The sequence below is a fragment of the Streptomyces sp. TG1A-8 genome (genome assembly GCF_030499535.1).
In the GTDB taxonomy this organism is placed as follows: domain Bacteria; phylum Actinomycetota; class Actinomycetes; order Streptomycetales; family Streptomycetaceae; genus Streptomyces.
This window is the reverse complement of record NZ_JASTLB010000001.1, coordinates 157,440-176,053: the sequence shown is the minus strand read 5'-3', so window position 1 is coordinate 176,053 and position 18,614 is coordinate 157,440. Positions and strand designations below refer to the sequence as shown.

Sequence of the window (18,614 nt, the reverse complement as noted above, 5' to 3'; positions counted from 1 at the left end):
ATCAGGTCAGCAGCAGTCGCAGTACAGCAGGTCGGCCGCCTGCACGCTGCTGTCGGATCCGGGGTGCATGGCCGCGGCGGCCGCCGCCGCGTTCGCCAGGGTCTGCTGGGTGGCCTTGCCCTTGGACTCCAGGGCGATGCTCCGGCCGGTGAAGTCGGCGAAGGCCAGCACCTGGGCGGCGTTGCCGCTGGAGTCGGTGGTGAAGGACACCACCGGGATCCGGTTGCCCTCGGCGTCCACCGAGTAGGCCTGGTAGGTGGTGGTCGGCTGGAGGTCCCGCGCCTGGAGCTGGATCATGTCCAGGCCGCTGACCGGACGGATGGTGGCTTCCAGGGAGCGGCCCTTGTTCCCCCGGCGCATCGTCTCGCCGGCGGTGCCGTCGGGCAGGGCGGTGGGCACGTTGCGGGGCGAGCCGCCCAGTCCCTGCTGCCCGAGGCCGGCGGCGGAGCCGGCCGGGGCCGCGTCGGAGACGTAGACCAGGGCCTGCGGCTCCTGCCCGACGCCGATGGTGTCGACGACCTCGTTGGTGGCGGTGTCGATGACGTCGACCTTGTCGGACTTCTCCAGCCCGACGTACAGCCGGCTGCCGTCGCCGCTCGGCCAGATGCCGTGCGGGGCGTGTCCGTGGTCGTGGATCCGGGTCACCAGCTTCGGGATGCCGTCGGCGGTGCGCTTGTAGACCAGGGTCTCGTCCAGACCGCCGACGGTGAGGTAGGCGAAGGAACCCGCCTTCGTGGTGGCGAAGTTGGGGTGGTTGGTGTCCGGGCCGGTGTCCAGCACCGTGGTGACCTTGCGGTGCACCAGGTCGATGACGCTGGTCCTGCCGACGCGCTTGTGCGCGGCCCACAGTTCGGTGCCGTCCGGGGAGATGGCCTCGTCGGAGGAGAAGGTGTCGCCGAGCCCGGTGATGTGGTCCACGACCCTGCGCGAGGCGACGTCGACGACCGTAATCTCCGGCTCACTGATGTGGTTGACGTAGGCGTACTTCCCGTCCGGGCTGAGCACCACCTTCGACGGTCCGGCGCCCACCCGCACGGTACCCAGGACGCCGCCGTGCACGGCGTCGACCACGGTGACGGTGTCGCGTCCGCGGTCGGCGACCCAGAACTTCCTGCCGTCGGCGGTGAAGGTGCCCTCGTGCGCGGCGCGGCCGACGTCGGTCTGGCTGAGCACCTTGTTGGTGGTGGTGTCGATGATGTCGACGGTGTTGCTGGTGACACTGACCACCGCGAGGCGGGTGTGGTCGGGGGAGAAGGCCAGCCCGTGGACGCCGACGTTGTCGGTGTACTGAGGGCTCAGGGTGGCGCCCAGCCGCTGCGCGCCCAGCGCGATGGTGCCCAGGGTGCGGTCGGTGGACGGGTCGATCACGGTGACGGTGTTGGACGTCTGGTCGGCGGTGTAGACCCGGTCGCGTCCAGAGATCGATGCCGATGCCGACGACGACGTGGCGTCGTCCGCCGGCCGGGCGGACGCGGCACGGGACGCGGCGGGCCGGGCCGGCTTGTCCTGGGCGATGGCCACGGCACCTGACGCGGTGACACCGAGACCGGCGAGCACTGCGGCGGTACCGGAGATACGTCGTACGGAAAACATGAATGAACCTCCGTAAAAGGGGCGCCCGATGGTCGGGGGTCATCAGGCATGGGCATGCGGGACGGCAAGAGCCGTGCCCGGCGGGGGAGAAAGTCCGGGGGCACGCGGCGGAAGCGGATCGCGTGGACCGCGCGGGGACGGAGTGGGAGCGGGGTGGGAACAGGACGGGGGCGAACAGGAAGGGGCAGGTGGCCGGTAGCGCCTGCCGCCCGGCCGGCTACGCCTCTCCGGTGGCGGGCGGAGGGGTCACCTTGACGCTGGCGACCAGGCGACCGTGCTCGTCCTGCACGAGCAGAACACTGATCCGCCGCCGGGGCATGGCCGTCATCATGCGGGTGTGCAGGGAGGAACCGCCCTCGTCGGCACGCAGACTGCCAGCGGGCATCCGCCGGCCGTCCGCGTCGGCGGTCATCAGCCGGTAGGTCTGCCCGGGGCGCAGCCCGGACAGGGACACCGGCACCTCGGTCCCCCAACCGCGCTCGACCATCCGCCCCTCCCGGGACAGGGTCACCCGCGTGGCGGCGGGAGCGCTGCGGTCGCCGTCCGCCGTCACCGTCACCGCCACACAACAGGCCAACGCCACGGCAGCCGTCACGAGCGCCGCGCGGCGGCGGCCCCGTGCGTACGACGGCTTGGTCCGGACGGCCCTGCCGAGCGGCGTCCGTGCGAGCCGGGCCGGGTGCGCGTCGTCGCGGATGGTCAGCGGTGACTCCGCCCGCTCGAACGTCCGGATCACCCGGCGGACCCCCTCGGCCTCGTCGGCGCACGCGTCGCAACCGGCGAGGTGGCGGGCGAGCGGCGTGGGCAGCGGCCGCTCCAGCATCAGCAGTTCGGTGAGTTCCATCCGGACCGCGTGGCATGTCGTGTTCACGGGGCCAGCCATCCGTTCTCCTCCAGAATCCCACGCAGGGCGCGGACACCGTAGTACAGCCTGCTGCGCACCGTGGCGGCCGGGATGCCGAGTTCGGCGGCCAGATCGGCGCAGGAACGGCCGAGCAGGTAGACGTCCGTGATCACCTGCCGCTGGTCCGGGCTCAGCCGTTGCAGCGCCTCGTCGAGTTCGATGCGCAGCAGCAGCTTGTCGAACGGGTCACCGGACCCGTCCCCCGGGCCCGGCCGCCCGTCCCGCTCCGGTTCGTGCCCGGCGAGCGGCGGCCGTGCCGACCTGCGCCGCCTGGCGTCCGCCACCACGTTGCGCGCGATGGCATACAGCCAGGTCCGCACTCCCGACCGGTGCTCGTCGTAGGACGGCGCCGAGCGCCAGGCCCGCAGGAACGTCTCCTGGACGACCTCCTCGGCCAGCTGCCGGTCGTCAAGCGCGTTGCAGGCGAACCCGAACAGCTCCGAGCCGTACCGCCGGTAGGCCGCCCGCACGTCCTGCTCGCTGCGCAGAGACGTCACGGCGGGCTCGCCGCCGGCGACGGCCCTGCGGCGGGGCCACCGCACGCGTCCCGCCCTCACGCCGACCCGCCGACCGGTCTACCGCCGCCGTGCATTCCCACCGGCCGGCTCCTCTCGTCCCGCACTGTGCGTGTTGTCCGTCGTACGTGTCGCAGAGGGATTCGCACGCGGGGCGCTGGATGTTGAACGCGATGGATGTGATCTACGTCATGGTCGCGTGGCCCGGTACAGTGACCGGAACGGCTCGCAGCACTGTCCGCGCGAGGATATTTTAATCTGCTGGGCTTCTTCAGCGGTGCTGCTCCGGGGTGGGGACGGCTTGAACCATTGGCGTGAGCCGGTTGGAGCCACAGCGCGCCCGGTCGGCATCTCCGGTGCCGACGTCCACGACAGCCGGGCATCGATCCCGCCGGTGCAGGGCGTACCGCCGATCCGCTCCCGCCGCGGCCGGCGGTGGCGCAGGCCGTGCGTGCACTGAGCCAGCTCCTTGGAGGGGCGGAGCTTCACGGCATCGGGCGCTCGATGCGCAGGACCTGCTGGTCGTGACGGAGGGTGTAGCCGCCGCTGTCACTGAAGTGCCGCCGGACGTAGGCCGCGACCGCGTCGCGGGTCGGGGGCGGGGCGCCGCCGGGGACGCTGAGGTGGAAACCGGCGACCGTGACAGTCTCCTGCAGGTCCCGGCTGCGGTAGCGGGCGGGCATGGTGTCCAGCCCGATCTCGCCGACCAGGCCGGGCGGGAGCGTGCCGAGTTCACCGGCGAGTTCCTTCAGGTCGAAGCGCTGGCCGGTGAAGTGCCGCACCATGCGCATGCAGGGATTGTCGGAGTCCTGCAGCAGGACCAGCAGGACACCGCCCGGCACCATCCACTGCATGATCCGGGCCACCGCCGCCGCCCACTGCGCACGCGGAATGTAGTACAGCACGTGAGACAACAGCGCCAGATCGGCCCGCACATCCATCCGCGCCTCAAGCACCGGGTCGGCCACCACCTCGGCCTGCGGGCACGTCCGCGCCAGGACACGCCGCATCGGCGCGCTCGGCTCGATGCACACGGTGCGTTCGAAGTACGGCAGGAGCCACCGCGTCGTTGTGCCGTCGGCGGCACCCACGTCCAGCAGCACCCGCCGGGCGGGCAGCCGCTCGACGATGCTCTCGAGATAGGCGTGGGTGACGGTCTTCTCGTCGGTCCCCGCGAAGAACCTGCCCAGGGCGTCCAGGTAGGCGTCCTCGTCCGTCCGCAGATCCCCCGCCTCCATGGTCCTCCGCAGCTCCATACCCCTACCGCCTCCGTTCCCGGCGGCATCTCCACCGGCGCGCTGTGCCGACGACGTAACCGTGACACGGGCGAGGGGGCCACGCGGTGAACGGCACGTCCTGCGCAGGCGACGGGCGGGGCGCGCCGGAGCGACCGGCACGGCACGGCGCGCGCTCCACCAACCGTCGGATCGCGCTCCTACCCGCCTGCCCTGACCAGTCGACCGGCCGGTCGGCCCCCGGCACATCCCGGGCCCCACCGTCGCACCCATACGCAACCGGCCGGTGACCCCGGCAGACGTCCCAGCGCCGCTGGGGCGCCGCCCGGCGGCTGCCTTCCGGGCCACCCGAAGGCTCTCGTGCGGCCGACCCCGCCCCGGCGGTCACCACCGCGGCCCTGGCCGCCCTGACCGTCGCTCCCGCGCCGACCGCGCCCGCCGCTCCCACCCACATGCCCTTCCCTGTCCGGCGGGGGGTGAAGCACACCGACGGCACCGGGTTGCCGACGCGGCGTGCCCGCTGGTGGGTGCCGGACGGGCAGACGGCACGATGGTGGCCGCGCCGGCGCGTGGTGATCGTCGGCGCCCGGCTCGAACGGCACCCCTCGGGCCGGTTGCACCCCCGGGCCATCGACTCGACAGGGGGCAACGGCCATGCCGGGCCCGGAGGCCAGCGACCCTCTTGCCGGACCGCGAAGAGGACAACGGGGCAGCCGGAGCAGGAACCCCGTGCCGCACACGACCGGCAAGCGGATCAGCAAGGAACTCGCGCGCCTCCTGTACCTGGGACGACTCCAGCCGAAGGGCGGCCGCCCCACCCCGGCCCCCACAGACCGCGGACGACTCGCCTTCCAAGCCCTCCTCTTCTTCGAGTGCCTGATAGTGCCCGATGAGCGGCCATGCGCACCCGCACCCCGTGGAACGGCCGCGAAAGAGCGCGATGGCCGGCCTCAACGGCTACCTGAACGCCATCTGCCCCCTCCCCATCCGACCACCTGGAGATCCACACCGACACGGCCTGCCGCGTCGCCAACCGCATCCTGCCCTTCCTCCACGAGGACCACGGCGTGTCCGGCATCCCCGGCCGCCCGCTGACCGACCTCACCTGCCGGCGAGTGCGCCTGACCCACCTCCCACAGGAGCGCGCCTCGGCCTCGTGGCCGCGCAGGGTGTGGGTGGGCACCTCGGGATCCGCCATCGTCGGCTCCCCGCTGCCGCGCAGGTCGTGGCGCACCGCACGGCGCCCGCCAGTGGTGAGGCGCTCGCACAGCGCGTCGGGCCGGGGGAGCCGCGCCGTCCCGGCCGGGAGGAGGACGAGTGGCGCGCCGTCACGGAGCGACGCGATGCCCAAGGAACCTCATCGGTGTTGACCGCGGTCGTCGGAGCACAGGGAAGACGTCGTAGGCCGGGTGCCTCGCGGTTGATGTCGGGACCACGTTCCCAGACCGCTTCGCGCACCAGGGCGAGGGCTGCCTTGGGCGGGTGCTCCGGCTCCCGCCCGTCGGGGAACGGGTGGGCCGGGTGTTGGCGTTCGCCGGCTTGGCGCAGTCGTGGCACCTGCCGTTGACGTCACCGCCGTACTCCGGACCGGGGTCGATGGTGCCGTCGGAGCCGGTGGCGGCTGTCGCGCAACAGCCGTCGGTGTCGTAGTCGTGGGCGGGGGAGAGGGGCCGCTCCAGGCCACTGGCGTTCTGGCCAGGAGTTGCAGGACGCTTGCGTGTGCTGAGGCGGGCGGGGTGGCCGCCAGTGGCGTCACGCCGAGGACGCCGGAGAGCGGGTGCGCACCACCGCGTCCGCCGCGACCGCCGTGCGCGTCGGTGCGGCCGCCCGGTTCCGCGGGCTGTGCGGTCGAGCGTCGTGAGTTGCGCACGTCAGCTCCTCATCCGGGGTGGGGGAGTGGCGCCGTGCCCCCGGGAGTCCGGCTCCGGGGCGGTCCCGCTCACAGATCGCCGTGCTCGCCGTGCCGGGAGTGTTGTCGGCGGGGCAGGTCCTCGGGCACGCGGGTCAGGTGCACGGCTGTGCTGGCCCAGTCCCCGGCCGGCAGGTCGAGGCGCAACCCGTACTCGGTGAGCACTGTGGAGTGGTGGACGACGCCGGTACGGGAGTCGCGGTAACGGGCGCCGGGCGGCAGAGCGGCCAGCCGTACCGGCAGCCGGGGGCAGCCGTGGCGCGGCCCGCGTTGCCAGGCGAGGATCAGCACCTCGTCGGCATCGTCGGCCGCGTACTGCACGACGGTGGGGGCGTCGCCCGGGGGTGGTGCGGACAGCCGGTACAGCGAACCGTGCTGCACGAGGTGCCGCACCTTCTTGTACTCGGCGACCAGCGCGGCGCCCTCGGCGAGTTCCTCCTCGGACCACTGCGCGAGATCCCCGCCGATGCCCAGCAGCCCCGACATCGCGACATGGAAACGAAAGCGCAGCGGTACCGAGCGGCCGGTCATCTGATTGGGCACATCGGTCACCCAGGCGGACATCGCGCGCGCCGGATAGAGCTGGGTGAAGCCGTGGTGGATGGACAGGCGGTCGACGGCGTCGGTGTTGTCCGACACCCATGCCTGGTCGGTGCGGGTGAGGATACCGAGGTCGATCCGGCCGCCACCGCCGCTGCACGTCTCGATCCGCAGGTCCGGGTGGTCGGCACGCAGCCGGTCGATGACGTCGTAGAGGTTGGTCACATACCGGGTCCACAGCCGGTCGGCGCCGTCGGGCTGTCCTGGCCAGCCGGCCTCTCCGAAGGACCGGTTCATGTCCCACTTGAGGAAGTCGATCCCGTGGTTCGCCACGAGGCGGGTGAGCCAGCCGTGGGCCCAGTCGGCGACGTCCTGGCGGGCGAAATTGAGGACGAGCTGGTTGCGCAGCTCGGTGCGCTGCCGTCCGGGGACGTGCAGGACCCAGTCGGGATGGGCGCGGTACAGGTCGCTGTCGGGGTTGACCATCTCCGGCTCGACCCACACACCGAAGCGCATCCCGAGTTCGTGGACGGCTCGGGCCAGGGGGCCGAGCCCTTCGGGGAAGCGGTCGGGCGCGGGAACCCAGTCGCCCAGGCCGGCTGTGTCGCTGCGGCGGCCGCCGAACCATCCGTCATCGACGACGAAGAGCTCCACTCCCAGTGCGGCGGCCCGTTCGGCGAGGGCCTTCTGGCCGGCCTGGTCCACGTCGAAGCCGGTGGCCTCCCAGGAGTTGTACAGCACCGGCGCGATCTCGCGGGCACGCGGCATCACGTGAGCGCGGATGTAGGAGTGCCAGGCCCGGCCGGCCGCGCCGAAGCCGCCGTCCGTGCACAGCCCGGCGAAGACCGGAGTGGTGAACTCCTCGCCCGGAGCGAGGGGTACGGGGACCCCCTCGTGGCCGGCGCCCCCCGTGACGCTCGACCGGCCGTCGGGGGTGCGCTGCACGGTGATGCGCCAACTGCCGCTCCACGCCAGGGCAGTGCTCCACACCCGTCCGTGGTGCTCGGTGGCCTCGCCCGAGTCGAGCATGACCCAGGGGTTGACGTGGTGACTGGTGAGACCTCGCCTGCTGGTCAGCACGGTCTCGCCGTGCGGCAGCCGGTCGCGGTGCAACTGGCTCTCGGCCGACCACTGTCCGGTGACGTGGCTGAGCCGGTAGTCGGGCAGCGGGGGCAGGGTCCACGCGGCGGAGTCGGCGCGCAGCAGGGTCAGGTGCTGGTCCCCGGCGTTGCGCAGCACGGTGCGGCGCTCGATGACGTCGCTGTCCTCGCGCACGTGGTAGTGCAGGGCCACCTCCAGCGGGTACAGCCGGTCGCGGAACTCGAGGACCAGTTCGGCGGTGCCGGGGGAGGGCGCCAGAACCTCGTGCCGGGTCGGCTGCCACTCGAAGGCGCGGGAGCCGTCCGCGTAGCGGACCTGAAGCGAGGGCGGACCGTACCGGGTGCCGCTGTCCACGGGAAGTTCCTCACCCACCGGCGGCCGGCCCTCGAAGCTGCTGGCCGGCGGCCCGGACGGGCTGCCGAGCTCCTCCGTCTCGCGCAGGGTCAGCCGCGGGCCCCAGGCCACGTGGCAGGGCGCGCCGGTCTCGTCGATCCGCAGCGCGTACGACGTGCCCCGGGTGTTCAGCAGCCAGGTCCCGGTATCGGGGGAGTGGGAGATCAACGGCATGGGGCCTCACGTCCGGGCTTCGGGGGGTATTCCGCAGAGACAACCGTGGCCTTGGATCATGTGTCAACCCTTCGCTCCTGTAGAAGATTCGCAAGGTTCGGACGCTCCGGTCTTTAGCATCGAGCAATTTTCGCTTCTTTCATTGACAGCAGAAAATAAGAAACATAGGTTCCGGCCATGCGTCCCACCCTCCGTCCCGAGACGTTCCCGGCGAACACCCCGGCCGCCTCCCAGATCTTCACCACCGTCCTGTGCCACGGCCCCCTCACACGACTTGAGGTGGCCCGCCGGGCTGGACTGTCGCCCGCCGCCGTCACCAAGGCGGTCCGTCCCCTGATCGAGGCGGGCTACCTGGTGGAGGACGCCGACGAGGACGCCCGTCCGGCGCTCGGGCGGCCGGCGAACCTGGTGCGGGTCGACGGCGGGCGGGCGTTGTTCGCCGGCCTCAAGGTGACCGGCGACGAGATCATCGGCGTCCTCACCGACCTGCGCTGCCGGATCCTCGTGGGCCGTCACATGCCGCTGACGGCCCGGGACCCCGGATCGGTCCTGGCCTCGGCCGCCGAACTGGTGCAGGAGCTGCTCACGGAGGCCGACGGCCTCGGCGTCGGGGTCCTGGGTCTCGGTGTCGCCGTGTCCGGCGACGTCGACCGGGGCGAGGGCACAGTCCGCTATTCACCGTTCCTGGAATGGCACGACGTTCCGCTGGCCGAACTGGCCGCCACGATCACCGGTCTGCCGGTCACGGTCGACAACGACGTCCGCGCGCTGACCGTCGCCGAGCAGTGGTTCGGTGCCGGAGTGGGCCTGTCCGACTTCGCGGTGGTGACGGTCGGCGCGGGCATCGGCTGCGGACTCGTCGTGCACGGCCGGGTCGTCGCCGGTGCGCACGGAGTGGCCGGAGAGATCGGCCATGTGACCGTCGACCCGGTCGGGCCGCCCTGCCACTGCGGCAACCGCGGCTGCGTGGAGGCGATCGCGTCGGACGCCGCGATCATCGGTCGGATCCAGGAGGCGACGGGGATCGAGGTCGCCGATCCGATCCAGGCTGTCGAACTCGCCCGGCGGAATGTGGCCGGGGCCCGGGAGGTGTACGCGGCCGCGGGTGACGCGATCGGCCGTGGCATCGCCACGGTCGCCAACCTGCTCGGCCCCGAGCGCGTGATCATCTCCGGTGAGGGGCTGGCCGCCTACGACCTGTTCGCCGAGCAGATCCGCGACGCCTTCACCGCGTCCGCCTTCGGGTCCGCCGCCCGGTGCGACGTCCGGATCCGCCCGCTGCCCTTCGAGGAGTGGGCGCGCGGGGCCGCGGCCACCGCGATCCAGTCCTTCATCAGATCAGACACGAACTAACACGTACGAGGAGCAACGATGACGCAGCAGAGCCGCATTCCCCTGGCTGCGCGGGGCCCCGGCCGTCGCAGAGTCGTGGGCGGGCTGTTCGGTCTCGGGACCGCGGTCCTGTCCGCCCCGCTGCTCGCCGCCTGCGGCGGGGGAGCGGGAGCCGACCCCAAGACGGTCACCTTCGGCTCCAACGGAGCGGACGCCACGCCGAAGTCGGCCTACGCGGCCGTGACGAAGGCGTTCACCCGGGAGTCGAACCTGAAGGTCGCGACGAACACCGTCGACCACGACACCTTCCAGAAGAGCATCACCAGCTACCTGCAGGGCACCCCGGACGACGTCTTCACCTGGTTCGCCGGCTACCGCATGCAGTACTTCGCCAGGAAGGGCCTGTGCGCCCCCGTCGACGACGTCTGGGACACGATCGGCGGCGGTTTCAGCGAAGCCGCCAAGCAGCTCTCGCGCGGTGAGGACGGCAAGTACTACTTCGTTCCGCTGTACAACTACCCGTGGGCCGTCTTCTACCGCAAGAGCGTCTTCAAGGAACGTGGCTACCAGGTCCCGCGCAAGTGGGAGGAGTTCACCGCGCTGGCCAAGCAGATGGGGAAGGACGGCCTGGCGCCCATCGCCTCCGGCTACGGCGGCGGCGACAGCTGGTCCATCCTTGGCGCCTTCGACTACCTGGACCTGCGGGCCAACGGCTACGACTTCCACATGCAGCTCATGCGCGGCGAGGTCTCCTGGACGGACAAGCGGGCCGCCCGCGTCCTCGACCTGTGGCGTGAGGTGACCCCGTACTACCAGAGAGGTGCCGGCGGGCGCTCCTGGCAGGACGCCGCACAGTCGCTGATCGACGGGAAGTCCGGCATGGCCGTCATCGGGCTCTTCCTCGGCCAGCAGGTCACCGACGAGGAGACGCGCGCCGACATCGACTTCTTCCCCTTCCCGGAGATCGATGCCGGCCACGGCCAGGACGCCGTCGAGGCACCCACCGACGGGTTCATGCTCAGCCGCAAGCCCAGGAACGAAAGCGGCGCGAGGAAGTTCCTGGAATTCCTGGGCGGCGCGCGGGCCGAAGAACTCTACACGGGGGTCGACCCGTCCAACCTCGCCGTCAACAAGCGGGCGTCCACGACCCCTTACAACGCCCTGCAGAAGAAGTCCGCCGAACTCATCGCCTCCGCCAAGCACATCAGCCAGTTCGCCGACCGCGACAGCGATCCCGGCTTCATCTCCACCGTCGTCCTGCCCGGCCTCACCGAATGGCTCGGCCACCCCGACGACGGAGCGTCGACGCTGAAGAAGATCGAATCCCAGCGTTCGCGTTTCTTCTCCGCCTGACCAGGACCGGAAAGGCCTTCCCGTGTCCTCCGCGACATCCCCCTCCCGGCTGAGCAAGGGCGACCGTCTCTTCCTGACCGCCGCCGTCGGCCTGCCCGTCCTCGCCCTGCTGGTCTTCGTCTGGCTCCCCGCCCTCGCCTCGGTCGGGCTGTCCTTCACCACGTGGGACGGCATCCACCTCGGCGACATCCACTGGACGGGCCCGGAGAACTACCGGCAGATCCTCACCAACTACCCGCCCTTCTGGCCCGCCGTGCGACACAACGTCGTCTGGCTGCTGTTCACGGCGCTGCTGCCCACCCCGTTCGGAATCTTCCTGGCCTATCAACTGGACAAGAAGATCCGCTTCACGCGTTTCTACCAGACGGCGATCTTCCTGCCCATGGTGCTGTCCCTCGCCGTCGTCGGGTTCGTCTGGGAGATCATCTACAACCCGGACACCGGTCTGCTCAACAGCGTTCTGGGGGCGGCCGGTTCGGCCCACCACATCGACTGGCTGGGCAACCCCGACCTGAACCTGTGGGCCGTCCTGGTGGCGTCCGGCTGGCGGCACACCGGTTACGTCATGATCCTCTACCTGGCCGGTCTGAAGAGCTTCGACCCGGCCCTGAGGGAGGCGGCCTCGCTCGACGGCGCGAACGGCCGCCAGACGTTCCTGCGCGTGGTCTTCCCCGCGCTGAAACCGGTCAACATCATCATCCTCGTCGTCACCGTCATGGAATCCCTGCGGGCCTTCGACATCGTCTACGTCCTGGGTGGCGGCATCGGCAGCAAACCCGGCATGGAACTGCTGTCCCTGCTGATCACCGACAACATCATCGGCGAGTCGAGCCGCATCGGTTACGGCTCCGCCCTCGCGGTCGTCCTGCTCCTGGTCTCCCTGGCCGCCATCGGGACGTTCCTCTTCCAGACGTTCCGCAAGGAGGACCGGTGACCACGACCGCCACCCGGCCGGAGCGGCGGTCACGGCCGGCACGCCGGCCGGAGCCGCACGACGGCCCCTCCCGCCCGCCCCGCAACCTGGGCCGCCATCTCCTGCTCGGCGGCATCTCCGTGCTGTGGCTGGTCCCGCTGCTGTGGGCCGTCTACACCTCCCTGCGGTCCTACAGCGACACCTCCGAGCACGGGTACTTCTCCCTGCCGCACAGCTTCGGCCTGGAGAACTACAGCGACGCCTGGAACGAGTCCGGGATGCCGCACTTCTTCTGGAACTCCGTCCTCATCACCGTCCCCGCCGTCCTCGGCACACTGCTGTTCTCCGCGGCCGTCGCCTTCTTCGTCGCCCGCTTCGACTTCCGCTTCAACATCGCCCTGCTGATGCTCTTCACCGCGGGCAACCTGCTGCCCCCGCAGGTCCTGATCACCCCGCTGTACCGGCTGTACCTGCAGATCCCGCTCCCGCCGTGGATGAGCGACTCCCTGCTGCTGTACGACTCGGCCTGGGGCATCATCGCCATCCACATCGCCTACCAGTGCGGCTTCTGCACCTTCGTCCTCAGCAACTACATGAAGACGGTCCCCAAGGAGATCTTCGAAGCCGCCGTCGTCGACGGTGCCCAGGCCTGGCGCCAGTTCTTCCAGATCGTGCTGCCCCTGTGCCGCCCCGCCTTCGCCGCACTGGCCACCCTGGAATCGATCTGGATCTACAACGACTTCTTCTGGCCCCTCATCCTGATCGACACGGGCGACAAGCGGCCCATCACCTCCGCGCTGGCCAACCTCCAGGGCCAGTACTTCACCAACCCCAATCTGATCGCGGCCGGTGCCCTGATGACCGCGATCCCCACCCTGCTGGTGTACTTCGCGCTCCAGCGCCAGTTCATCAGCGGTCTCACCATCGGCTCGGGCAAGGGCTGAGCCGCCCCGTTCCCCCGATTGAACACCGAACCCACAGGAGGCACGAACCATGCGGTCATCCTCGTACACCGTCCTGCCCGCACGCACCCTCAGAGCCCTGGTGGTCCTCGCCCTCACCGCGGGCGCCACCACCGCCGTCGCCCCCGCCGTCCACGCCGAAGCCGCAACGGCCTCCACCGCGGCCTCTGCCGACCCGGCCGCCAAGCCCTACATGGGCTGGTCGAGTTGGAGCATGCAGTCGTCCAAGTACCCGGGTCTCAACCCCGACGGCGACTACAGCTACCTCACCGAGGCCAACGTCCTGAAGCAGGCCGACGCCCTGGCCGCCAAACTGAAGAAGTACGGCTACGAGTACGTCAACATCGACGCCGGCTGGTGGCGGGACAAGACGTGGAAGCCCGGGTTCGACCGCTACGCCCGGCAGAAGGCCGACCCGGTCCGCTTCCCGCGCGGCATGAAGGCCGTCGCCGACCACATCCACGCCAGGGGCCTCAAGGCGGGCATCTACCTGCCGGCCGGTCTGGAGAAGGAGGCGTACAACGACGGCAGGTCGCCGATCTGGAACACGGACGACTGCACCACCGCCGACATCGTCTACAACGACCTGCGCACCACCAACGGCTGGGACAGCTCCTACAAACTCGACTTCTCCCGCCCCTGTACCCAGAAGTACATAGACTCACAGGCCCAGATGTTCGCCGACTGGGGCTATGACTTCCTCAAGCTCGACGGCGTCGGACCTGGTTCGGGCAGGAGCGGCGAGCAGTACGACAACGTTGCCGACGTGGCCGCCTGGCACAAGGCGATCGCCGCCACGGGGCGTCCCATCCATCTGGAACTGTCCTGGTCCCTGGACATCGGACACGCCGCCGACTGGAAGAAGTACTCCCAGGGCTGGCGCATCGACACCGATGTCGAGTGCTACTGCAATACCCTCGTCAGCTGGGAGAACTCGGTCGACGACCGTTGGGACGACGCTCCGGCGTGGACCCGGCACGCAGGTCCCGGCGGCTGGAACGACCTCGACTCCCTGGACGTCGGCAACGGTGAGATGGACGGCCTGACCAAGGCCGAGCGGCAGAGCTACGCCACCCTGTGGGCCATCGCCAAGTCACCCCTGTACACGGGGGACGACCTCACCCGCCTGGACCCCTACGGCTTGTCCCTGCTGACCAACCGCGAGGTCATCGCCCTCGACCAGGGCCCCAACCCGCCCGCACGCCCGGTGACCCCCTCCGACCCGCAGCAGGTGTGGGCGTCGAAGAACCCCGACGGCACCTACACGGTCGCCCTGTTCAACCTCGCCGACAAGCCCGCGTCGGTGACCGCCGACTGGGCCGCTCTCGGCTTCACCGGCAAGGCCGCGGTCCGCGACCTGTGGAACCGCGAGAATCTCGGCACCCATAGGAACAAGGTCACCGAGGCCCTGCCCGCCCACGGTTCCCGCCTGTTCACCGTCGACCCCAAGGGCGGGGCCCTGACCACCACGGCCTACGAGGCGGAGCGGTCCGCCAACACGCTCGCCGGCAACGCCTCGGTCGCCGACTGCCCGGCCTGCTCCGACGGCAAGAAGATCGGCAACCTCTACCAGGGAGGCAAGCTGACCTTCAACGACATCGTCGTGGCCGAGACCGGCACCTATCAGGTCAAGATCGCCTACATCAGCGGTGACGCCCGCTCCGCACAGGTCTCCGCCGACAGCGGCGGCGAAACCAGCCACAAGTTCCCCTCCACCGGCGACTGGGGGACCGTCGCGACGGTCAGCGTCCCCGTGACCCTCAAGGCGGGCAGCAACACCATCACGATCGACAGCGGTAACGGCTACGCCCCGGACATCGACCGGATCGACGTACCGAAGACGCTCTGACACCCCCGGGGCCCGGCCGCCGGCGGGCCCCACCCCGACGTCCCCGGAGCCGCCCCATGAACCTCCGCCCGTCACACCCCAGCAGAAGAACCCTGCTCTCGCTCACCGCCACGGCCGGCCTCGCCGGAGCACTCGGCGCACTGCCCGCCTTCACCGCCTCCGCCGCGCCCCAACGCCCCACGAACGCGCCGTCCCCGCCCACGTTCCCGGCCGGCCGGCTGTGGTGGCGGGCCCCCGCCGACGACCACTCGATGATCGAACAGGGTTTTCCGGTCGGCAACGGCCGCCTCGGCGCCCTCGCGAGCAACGACCCCGGCCGCGAACTCCTCCTGATAACCGATGCCACGATGTGGACCGGCGGTCTCAACGACACTCTCGACGGGGACGGCCAGTTCCCCTACGGCCGCGACGACTTCGGCTCCTTCACCCTGCTGGCCCAGCTCACCGTGGACCTGCCCGACCACGACCTGTCCGCCGTCTCCGGCTACCGCCGCACCCTCGACCTCGACCGGGCTGTCGTCACGACCTCCTACGAACGTTCCGGCGCGACCTACCGGCGGGAGATCTTCGCCAGTCGCCCGGACGACGTGATCGTGCTGCACTTCATCCAGAGCGGCGGCGGCCACTACACCGGCAGCGTCACACTGGTCGGGACGCACGGCGAGGACGCCGCGACCTCGTTCGGCGCCGCCTTCCCCAACGGACTGCGCTACGGCGCCGCGGTCACCGCCCACGGCAGGGGCGGCCGGGTGGCGGCCGACGGCGAGCGGATCCACTTCGACGGCTGCAAGGAGCTCACGGTGGTGGTGAGCGGCGGCACCAACTACAAGCCCGACGCGGCCACCCACTACCGCGACCCGTCCCTCGACCCCGGGCGTCTGGCCCGCACCAAGGTCCGTACCGCCGCCGCGCACACCACCGCCACCCTGCTGCGCACCCACATCGCCGACTACCGCACCCTGTACGGCAGCATGGACGTCTCCCTGGGCACCTCCACCGCCGAGCAGCGCTCCCTGGACACCTGGGAGCGGCTGCGGGCACGGGCCCGGGACGGACAGCCCGACCCCGAACTGGAGGCGGCCTTCCTGCAATTCGGCCGCTACCTGATGATCTCCGGCTCCCGGGGCAGTCTGCCACTGAACCTTCAGGGGCTGTGGCTGGACGGCAACGACCCGGACTGGATGGGCGACTACCACACCGACATCAACATCCAGATGAACTACTGGCTGGCCGACCGGGCGGGCCTGTCCGACTGCTTCGACGCGTTCACCGACTACTGCCTCGCCCAGCTCCCTGCCTGGACCGACCTCACCCGCAAGCACTTCAACGACCCGCGCAACCGCTACCACAACACCACCGGCAGGATCGCCGGCTGGACCGTCGCCGTCTCCACCAACCCGCACGGCGGCAACGGCTGGTGGTGGCACCCGGCGGGCAACGCCTGGCTGTGCAACTCCCTCTACGAGCACTACGAGTTCACCGCATCCCGCACACACCTGGAGCGCATCTACCCCCTGCTCAAGGGCGCCTGCGAGTTCTGGGAGACGCGACTGCTCACCACGACCCTGCCGGGCAGCCCGAAGGAGGTGCTGATCGCCGACAGCGACTGGTCCCCCGAACACGGCCCCCTCGACGCCAAGGGCATCACCTACGCCCAGGAACTCGTATGGACCCTGTTCGGCAACTACTGCGCGGCAGCGGCTGAGCTGCGCAGGGACGGCGGCTACGCCGACATCGTCAGCGCCCTGCGCCGGAAGCTGTACCTGCCGAAGGTGAGCCCGAGGACCGGCTGGCTGGAGGAGTGGATGTCCCCCGACAACCTCGGTGAGACGACCCACCGCCACCTGTCCCCGCTCGTCGGCCTCTTCCCCGGCGACCGCATCCGCCCCGACGGCTCCACCCCGTCCGGCATCGTCAAGGGTGCCACTGCCCTGCTCACCGCGCGCGGCATGGAGAGCTTCGGCTGGGCCAATGCCTGGCGCGGCCTGTGCTGGGCCCGTCTGAAGGACGCCGAGACGGCCTACCGGCTGGTGGTGAACAACCTGCGCCCCTCGACCGGCGGGAGCAACGGCACCGCCTTCAACCTCTTCGACATCTACGAGGTGGAGAAGGGCCGGGGCATCTTCCAGATCGACGCCAACTTCGGCACCCCGGCGGTGATGATCGAAATGCTGGTGTACTCCCGTCCGGGCCACGTGGAGCTCCTGCCCGCCCTGCCGGAGGCCTGGTCGCAGTCCGGTTCCCTCACCGGGGCCGGCGCCCGCGGCGGCTTCGTGGTCGACCTGGAGTGGAAGCAGGGCAAGCCCACCGAGGTGCGCGTCCGCAGCGTCGGAGGCCGGACCACAACGGTCGCGTACAAGGGGAGATCCCGCACGGTCTCACTGGAGCCCGGTGACTCCGTCACGCTGAAGGACTTCACCCGATGACCCGCCGCTTCGCACGCGCCGGCGGACTGGCGGCGGCGGCGCTGGCGGCCGCAGCCCTGCAGCCCTCACCGGCCCCCGCGCAAGCCGCGACTCAACGGCATGACGTGGTCACCTGGGCGGCGAGCGCGGACCGCATGGGCGAGGCCGCCGCCGACCGGAGCTACCGCCTCATCGTGCGTACCAGTGTGGGCGGCACCGATCTGCGCATCCGGCTGTCCAACGCGTTCGGAAACCGCCCGGTGACATTCGACAGCGTCTATGCCGGCCTGCGGGAGGAGGGGGCCGCGCTCGTGCGGGGCAGCAACCGGCGGCTGACCTTCGACGGAACCCGCTCCGTCACCGTCCCGGCCGGCGAGACCGCGCTCAGCGACCCCCTGCCCGGCAAGCTGCCCGCCGGGAGCGATCTCGTCATCAGCATCCACACACCCGACGCCGCGGGCCCGGCCACCGGCCACGGCATGGCGATGCAGACCTCGTACGCCGCCAGGGGCGACCACACGGCAGAAGCGAGCGCCGAACCCTGGACCGACACGATCGGTTCGTGGTTCTACCTCGACGCGGTGTCGGTCCGCCCGCGGACCGGTACCGAAGCCGTGGTGGCGCTGGGCGACTCGATCACGGACGGCTGGCAGTCCACGACCGACCTCGACCGCCGCTGGCCCGACTACCTCGCCCGCCGTCTCCGGAAGACGGACACGCCGCTCAAGGGCGTCGCCAACGAGGGGATCTCCGGCAACAAGGTCCTCGCCGACGGCGCCGGACAGAGCGCCCTCAACCGTCTGGACCGGGACGTCCTCTCCCACCCGGGTGTGCGCACCGTTTTCCTCTTCGAGGGCATCAACGACATCAAGGCCCACACCGGTGTCACCGCGCAGGACCTGGTAGCCGCGTACCGGCGGATCGCCGACCGGGCGCACAAGGCGGGCAAGTGCATCGTCGGAGCCACCGTCACACCGTTCAAGGGCTGGTCCGAGTGGGACCCGGCCGCCGAAGCCGTGCGCCAGGAGGTGAACACCTTCATCAGAACCCGCGGCGACTTCGACGCGGTGGCCGACTTCGACCGGATCCTGCGCAGCCCCTACGACCCGGAACGGATCCTGCCCGTCTTCGACGGCGGTGACCACCTGCACCCCAACGACAAGGGCATGCAGGCGATGGCCGACGCGGTCGACCTCGACCGCCTCGACTGCAACCGCACACTGCGCACGGGCTGAACACCCGATTCACGGCAGGGGCTGGTGCCCGGGCACTAGCCCCTGCCCGCCTCGTCGTCCCGCGCTCACGACGGCGAGACGGTCCGCCCACGGGTGAGCGGAGAGGCGGATTCGGTGATGGCCTCGGCCGGCGCCACAGGCTGCAGGAGGTTCGGGGCGTGCCCGCCGCCGAACCGCGGGAGTCGGGTCGAACGAGCGGTG

Annotated in this window: 12 protein-coding genes and 2 pseudogenes; 8 read left to right on the top strand and 6 right to left on the bottom strand. The window is 70.7% G+C overall.

All coding sequences use genetic code 11. The features are described 5' to 3' along the window. Nucleotides 1-6 precede the first annotated feature (6 nt). The 3 genes from QQY24_RS00625 to QQY24_RS00615 all read right to left on the bottom strand — a co-directional run bounded on the left by QQY24_RS00625 (nucleotide 7) and on the right by QQY24_RS00615 (nucleotide 2,994). Nucleotides 7-1,593 (bottom strand): beta-propeller fold lactonase family protein, encoded by a 1,587-nt coding sequence (locus QQY24_RS00625; RefSeq protein WP_301970697.1) that lies wholly within the window; start codon nucleotides 1,591-1,593, stop codon nucleotides 7-9. Between the two features lie 217 nt (nucleotides 1,594-1,810). Further along, complete coding sequence (locus QQY24_RS00620) at nucleotides 1,811-2,464, bottom strand: hypothetical protein (RefSeq protein ID WP_301970696.1); 654 nt, start codon at nucleotides 2,462-2,464, stop codon at nucleotides 1,811-1,813. Continuing rightward, nucleotides 2,461-2,994, bottom strand: a complete 534-nt coding sequence (locus QQY24_RS00615; RefSeq protein ID WP_301970695.1) for a sigma-70 family RNA polymerase sigma factor — start codon at nucleotides 2,992-2,994, stop codon at nucleotides 2,461-2,463. Before QQY24_RS00615 ends, QQY24_RS00620 begins: the two co-directional genes overlap by 4 nt. Nucleotides 2,995-3,355: 361 nt before the next feature. Between QQY24_RS00615 and QQY24_RS00610 the strand changes: the two are divergent. Further along, nucleotides 3,356-3,460 (top strand): annotated as a pseudogene (locus QQY24_RS00610) (IS5/IS1182 family transposase); the annotation flags it as partial. 37 nt (nucleotides 3,461-3,497) lie between these two features. Here QQY24_RS00610 and QQY24_RS00605 read toward each other — a convergent pair. From QQY24_RS00605 to QQY24_RS00595, 3 genes and pseudogenes are all read right to left on the bottom strand, one after another. Further along, nucleotides 3,498-4,268 carry a bifunctional 2-polyprenyl-6-hydroxyphenol methylase/3-demethylubiquinol 3-O-methyltransferase UbiG gene (locus QQY24_RS00605; protein ID WP_301970694.1) on the bottom strand — a complete coding sequence of 257 codons (771 nt, stop codon included), beginning with the start codon at nucleotides 4,266-4,268 and terminating at the stop codon, nucleotides 3,498-3,500. Between the two features lie 1,499 nt (nucleotides 4,269-5,767). Further along, a pseudogene (locus QQY24_RS00600) lies at nucleotides 5,768-5,994 on the bottom strand (hypothetical protein); the annotation flags it as partial. Between the two features lie 192 nt (nucleotides 5,995-6,186). Next, nucleotides 6,187-8,364: an alpha-galactosidase gene (locus QQY24_RS00595; protein WP_301970693.1), complete on the bottom strand. Its 2,178-nt coding sequence runs from the start codon at nucleotides 8,362-8,364 to the stop codon at nucleotides 6,187-6,189. 177 nt (nucleotides 8,365-8,541) lie between these two features. On the opposite strand from QQY24_RS00595, the gene QQY24_RS00590 reads away from it, so the two are divergent. The 7 genes from QQY24_RS00590 (at nucleotide 8,542) to QQY24_RS00560 (ending at nucleotide 18,413) form a co-directional block, all read left to right on the top strand. Continuing rightward, nucleotides 8,542-9,717: an ROK family transcriptional regulator gene (locus QQY24_RS00590; RefSeq protein ID WP_301970692.1), complete on the top strand. Its 1,176-nt coding sequence runs from the start codon at nucleotides 8,542-8,544 to the stop codon at nucleotides 9,715-9,717. An 18-nt stretch (nucleotides 9,718-9,735) separates the two neighbouring features. After that, nucleotides 9,736-11,049 (top strand): ABC transporter substrate-binding protein, encoded by a 1,314-nt coding sequence (locus QQY24_RS00585; RefSeq protein WP_301970691.1) that lies wholly within the window; start codon nucleotides 9,736-9,738, stop codon nucleotides 11,047-11,049. Between the two features lie 22 nt (nucleotides 11,050-11,071). Next, nucleotides 11,072-11,983, top strand: coding sequence for a carbohydrate ABC transporter permease (locus QQY24_RS00580; protein ID WP_301970690.1), 912 nt, complete (start codon nucleotides 11,072-11,074; stop codon nucleotides 11,981-11,983). A gap of 86 nt (nucleotides 11,984-12,069) precedes the next feature. After that, nucleotides 12,070-12,906, top strand: a complete 837-nt coding sequence (locus QQY24_RS00575) for a carbohydrate ABC transporter permease (protein WP_367658031.1) — start codon at nucleotides 12,070-12,072, stop codon at nucleotides 12,904-12,906. Between the two features lie 49 nt (nucleotides 12,907-12,955). Then, nucleotides 12,956-14,773, top strand: a complete 1,818-nt coding sequence (locus tag QQY24_RS00570) for a carbohydrate-binding protein (protein ID WP_301970689.1) — start codon at nucleotides 12,956-12,958, stop codon at nucleotides 14,771-14,773. A gap of 56 nt (nucleotides 14,774-14,829) precedes the next feature. Beyond that, complete coding sequence (locus QQY24_RS00565) at nucleotides 14,830-17,199, top strand: glycoside hydrolase N-terminal domain-containing protein (RefSeq protein ID WP_301970688.1); 2,370 nt, start codon at nucleotides 14,830-14,832, stop codon at nucleotides 17,197-17,199. Further along, the gene (locus QQY24_RS00560) at nucleotides 17,196-18,413 is read left to right on the top strand and encodes an SGNH/GDSL hydrolase family protein (RefSeq protein ID WP_301970687.1); all 1,218 of its coding nucleotides are present in this window, start codon (nucleotides 17,196-17,198) and stop codon (nucleotides 18,411-18,413) included. The genes QQY24_RS00565 and QQY24_RS00560 overlap by 4 nt, the downstream gene beginning before the upstream one ends. Nucleotides 18,414-18,614: the final 201 nt, after the last annotated feature.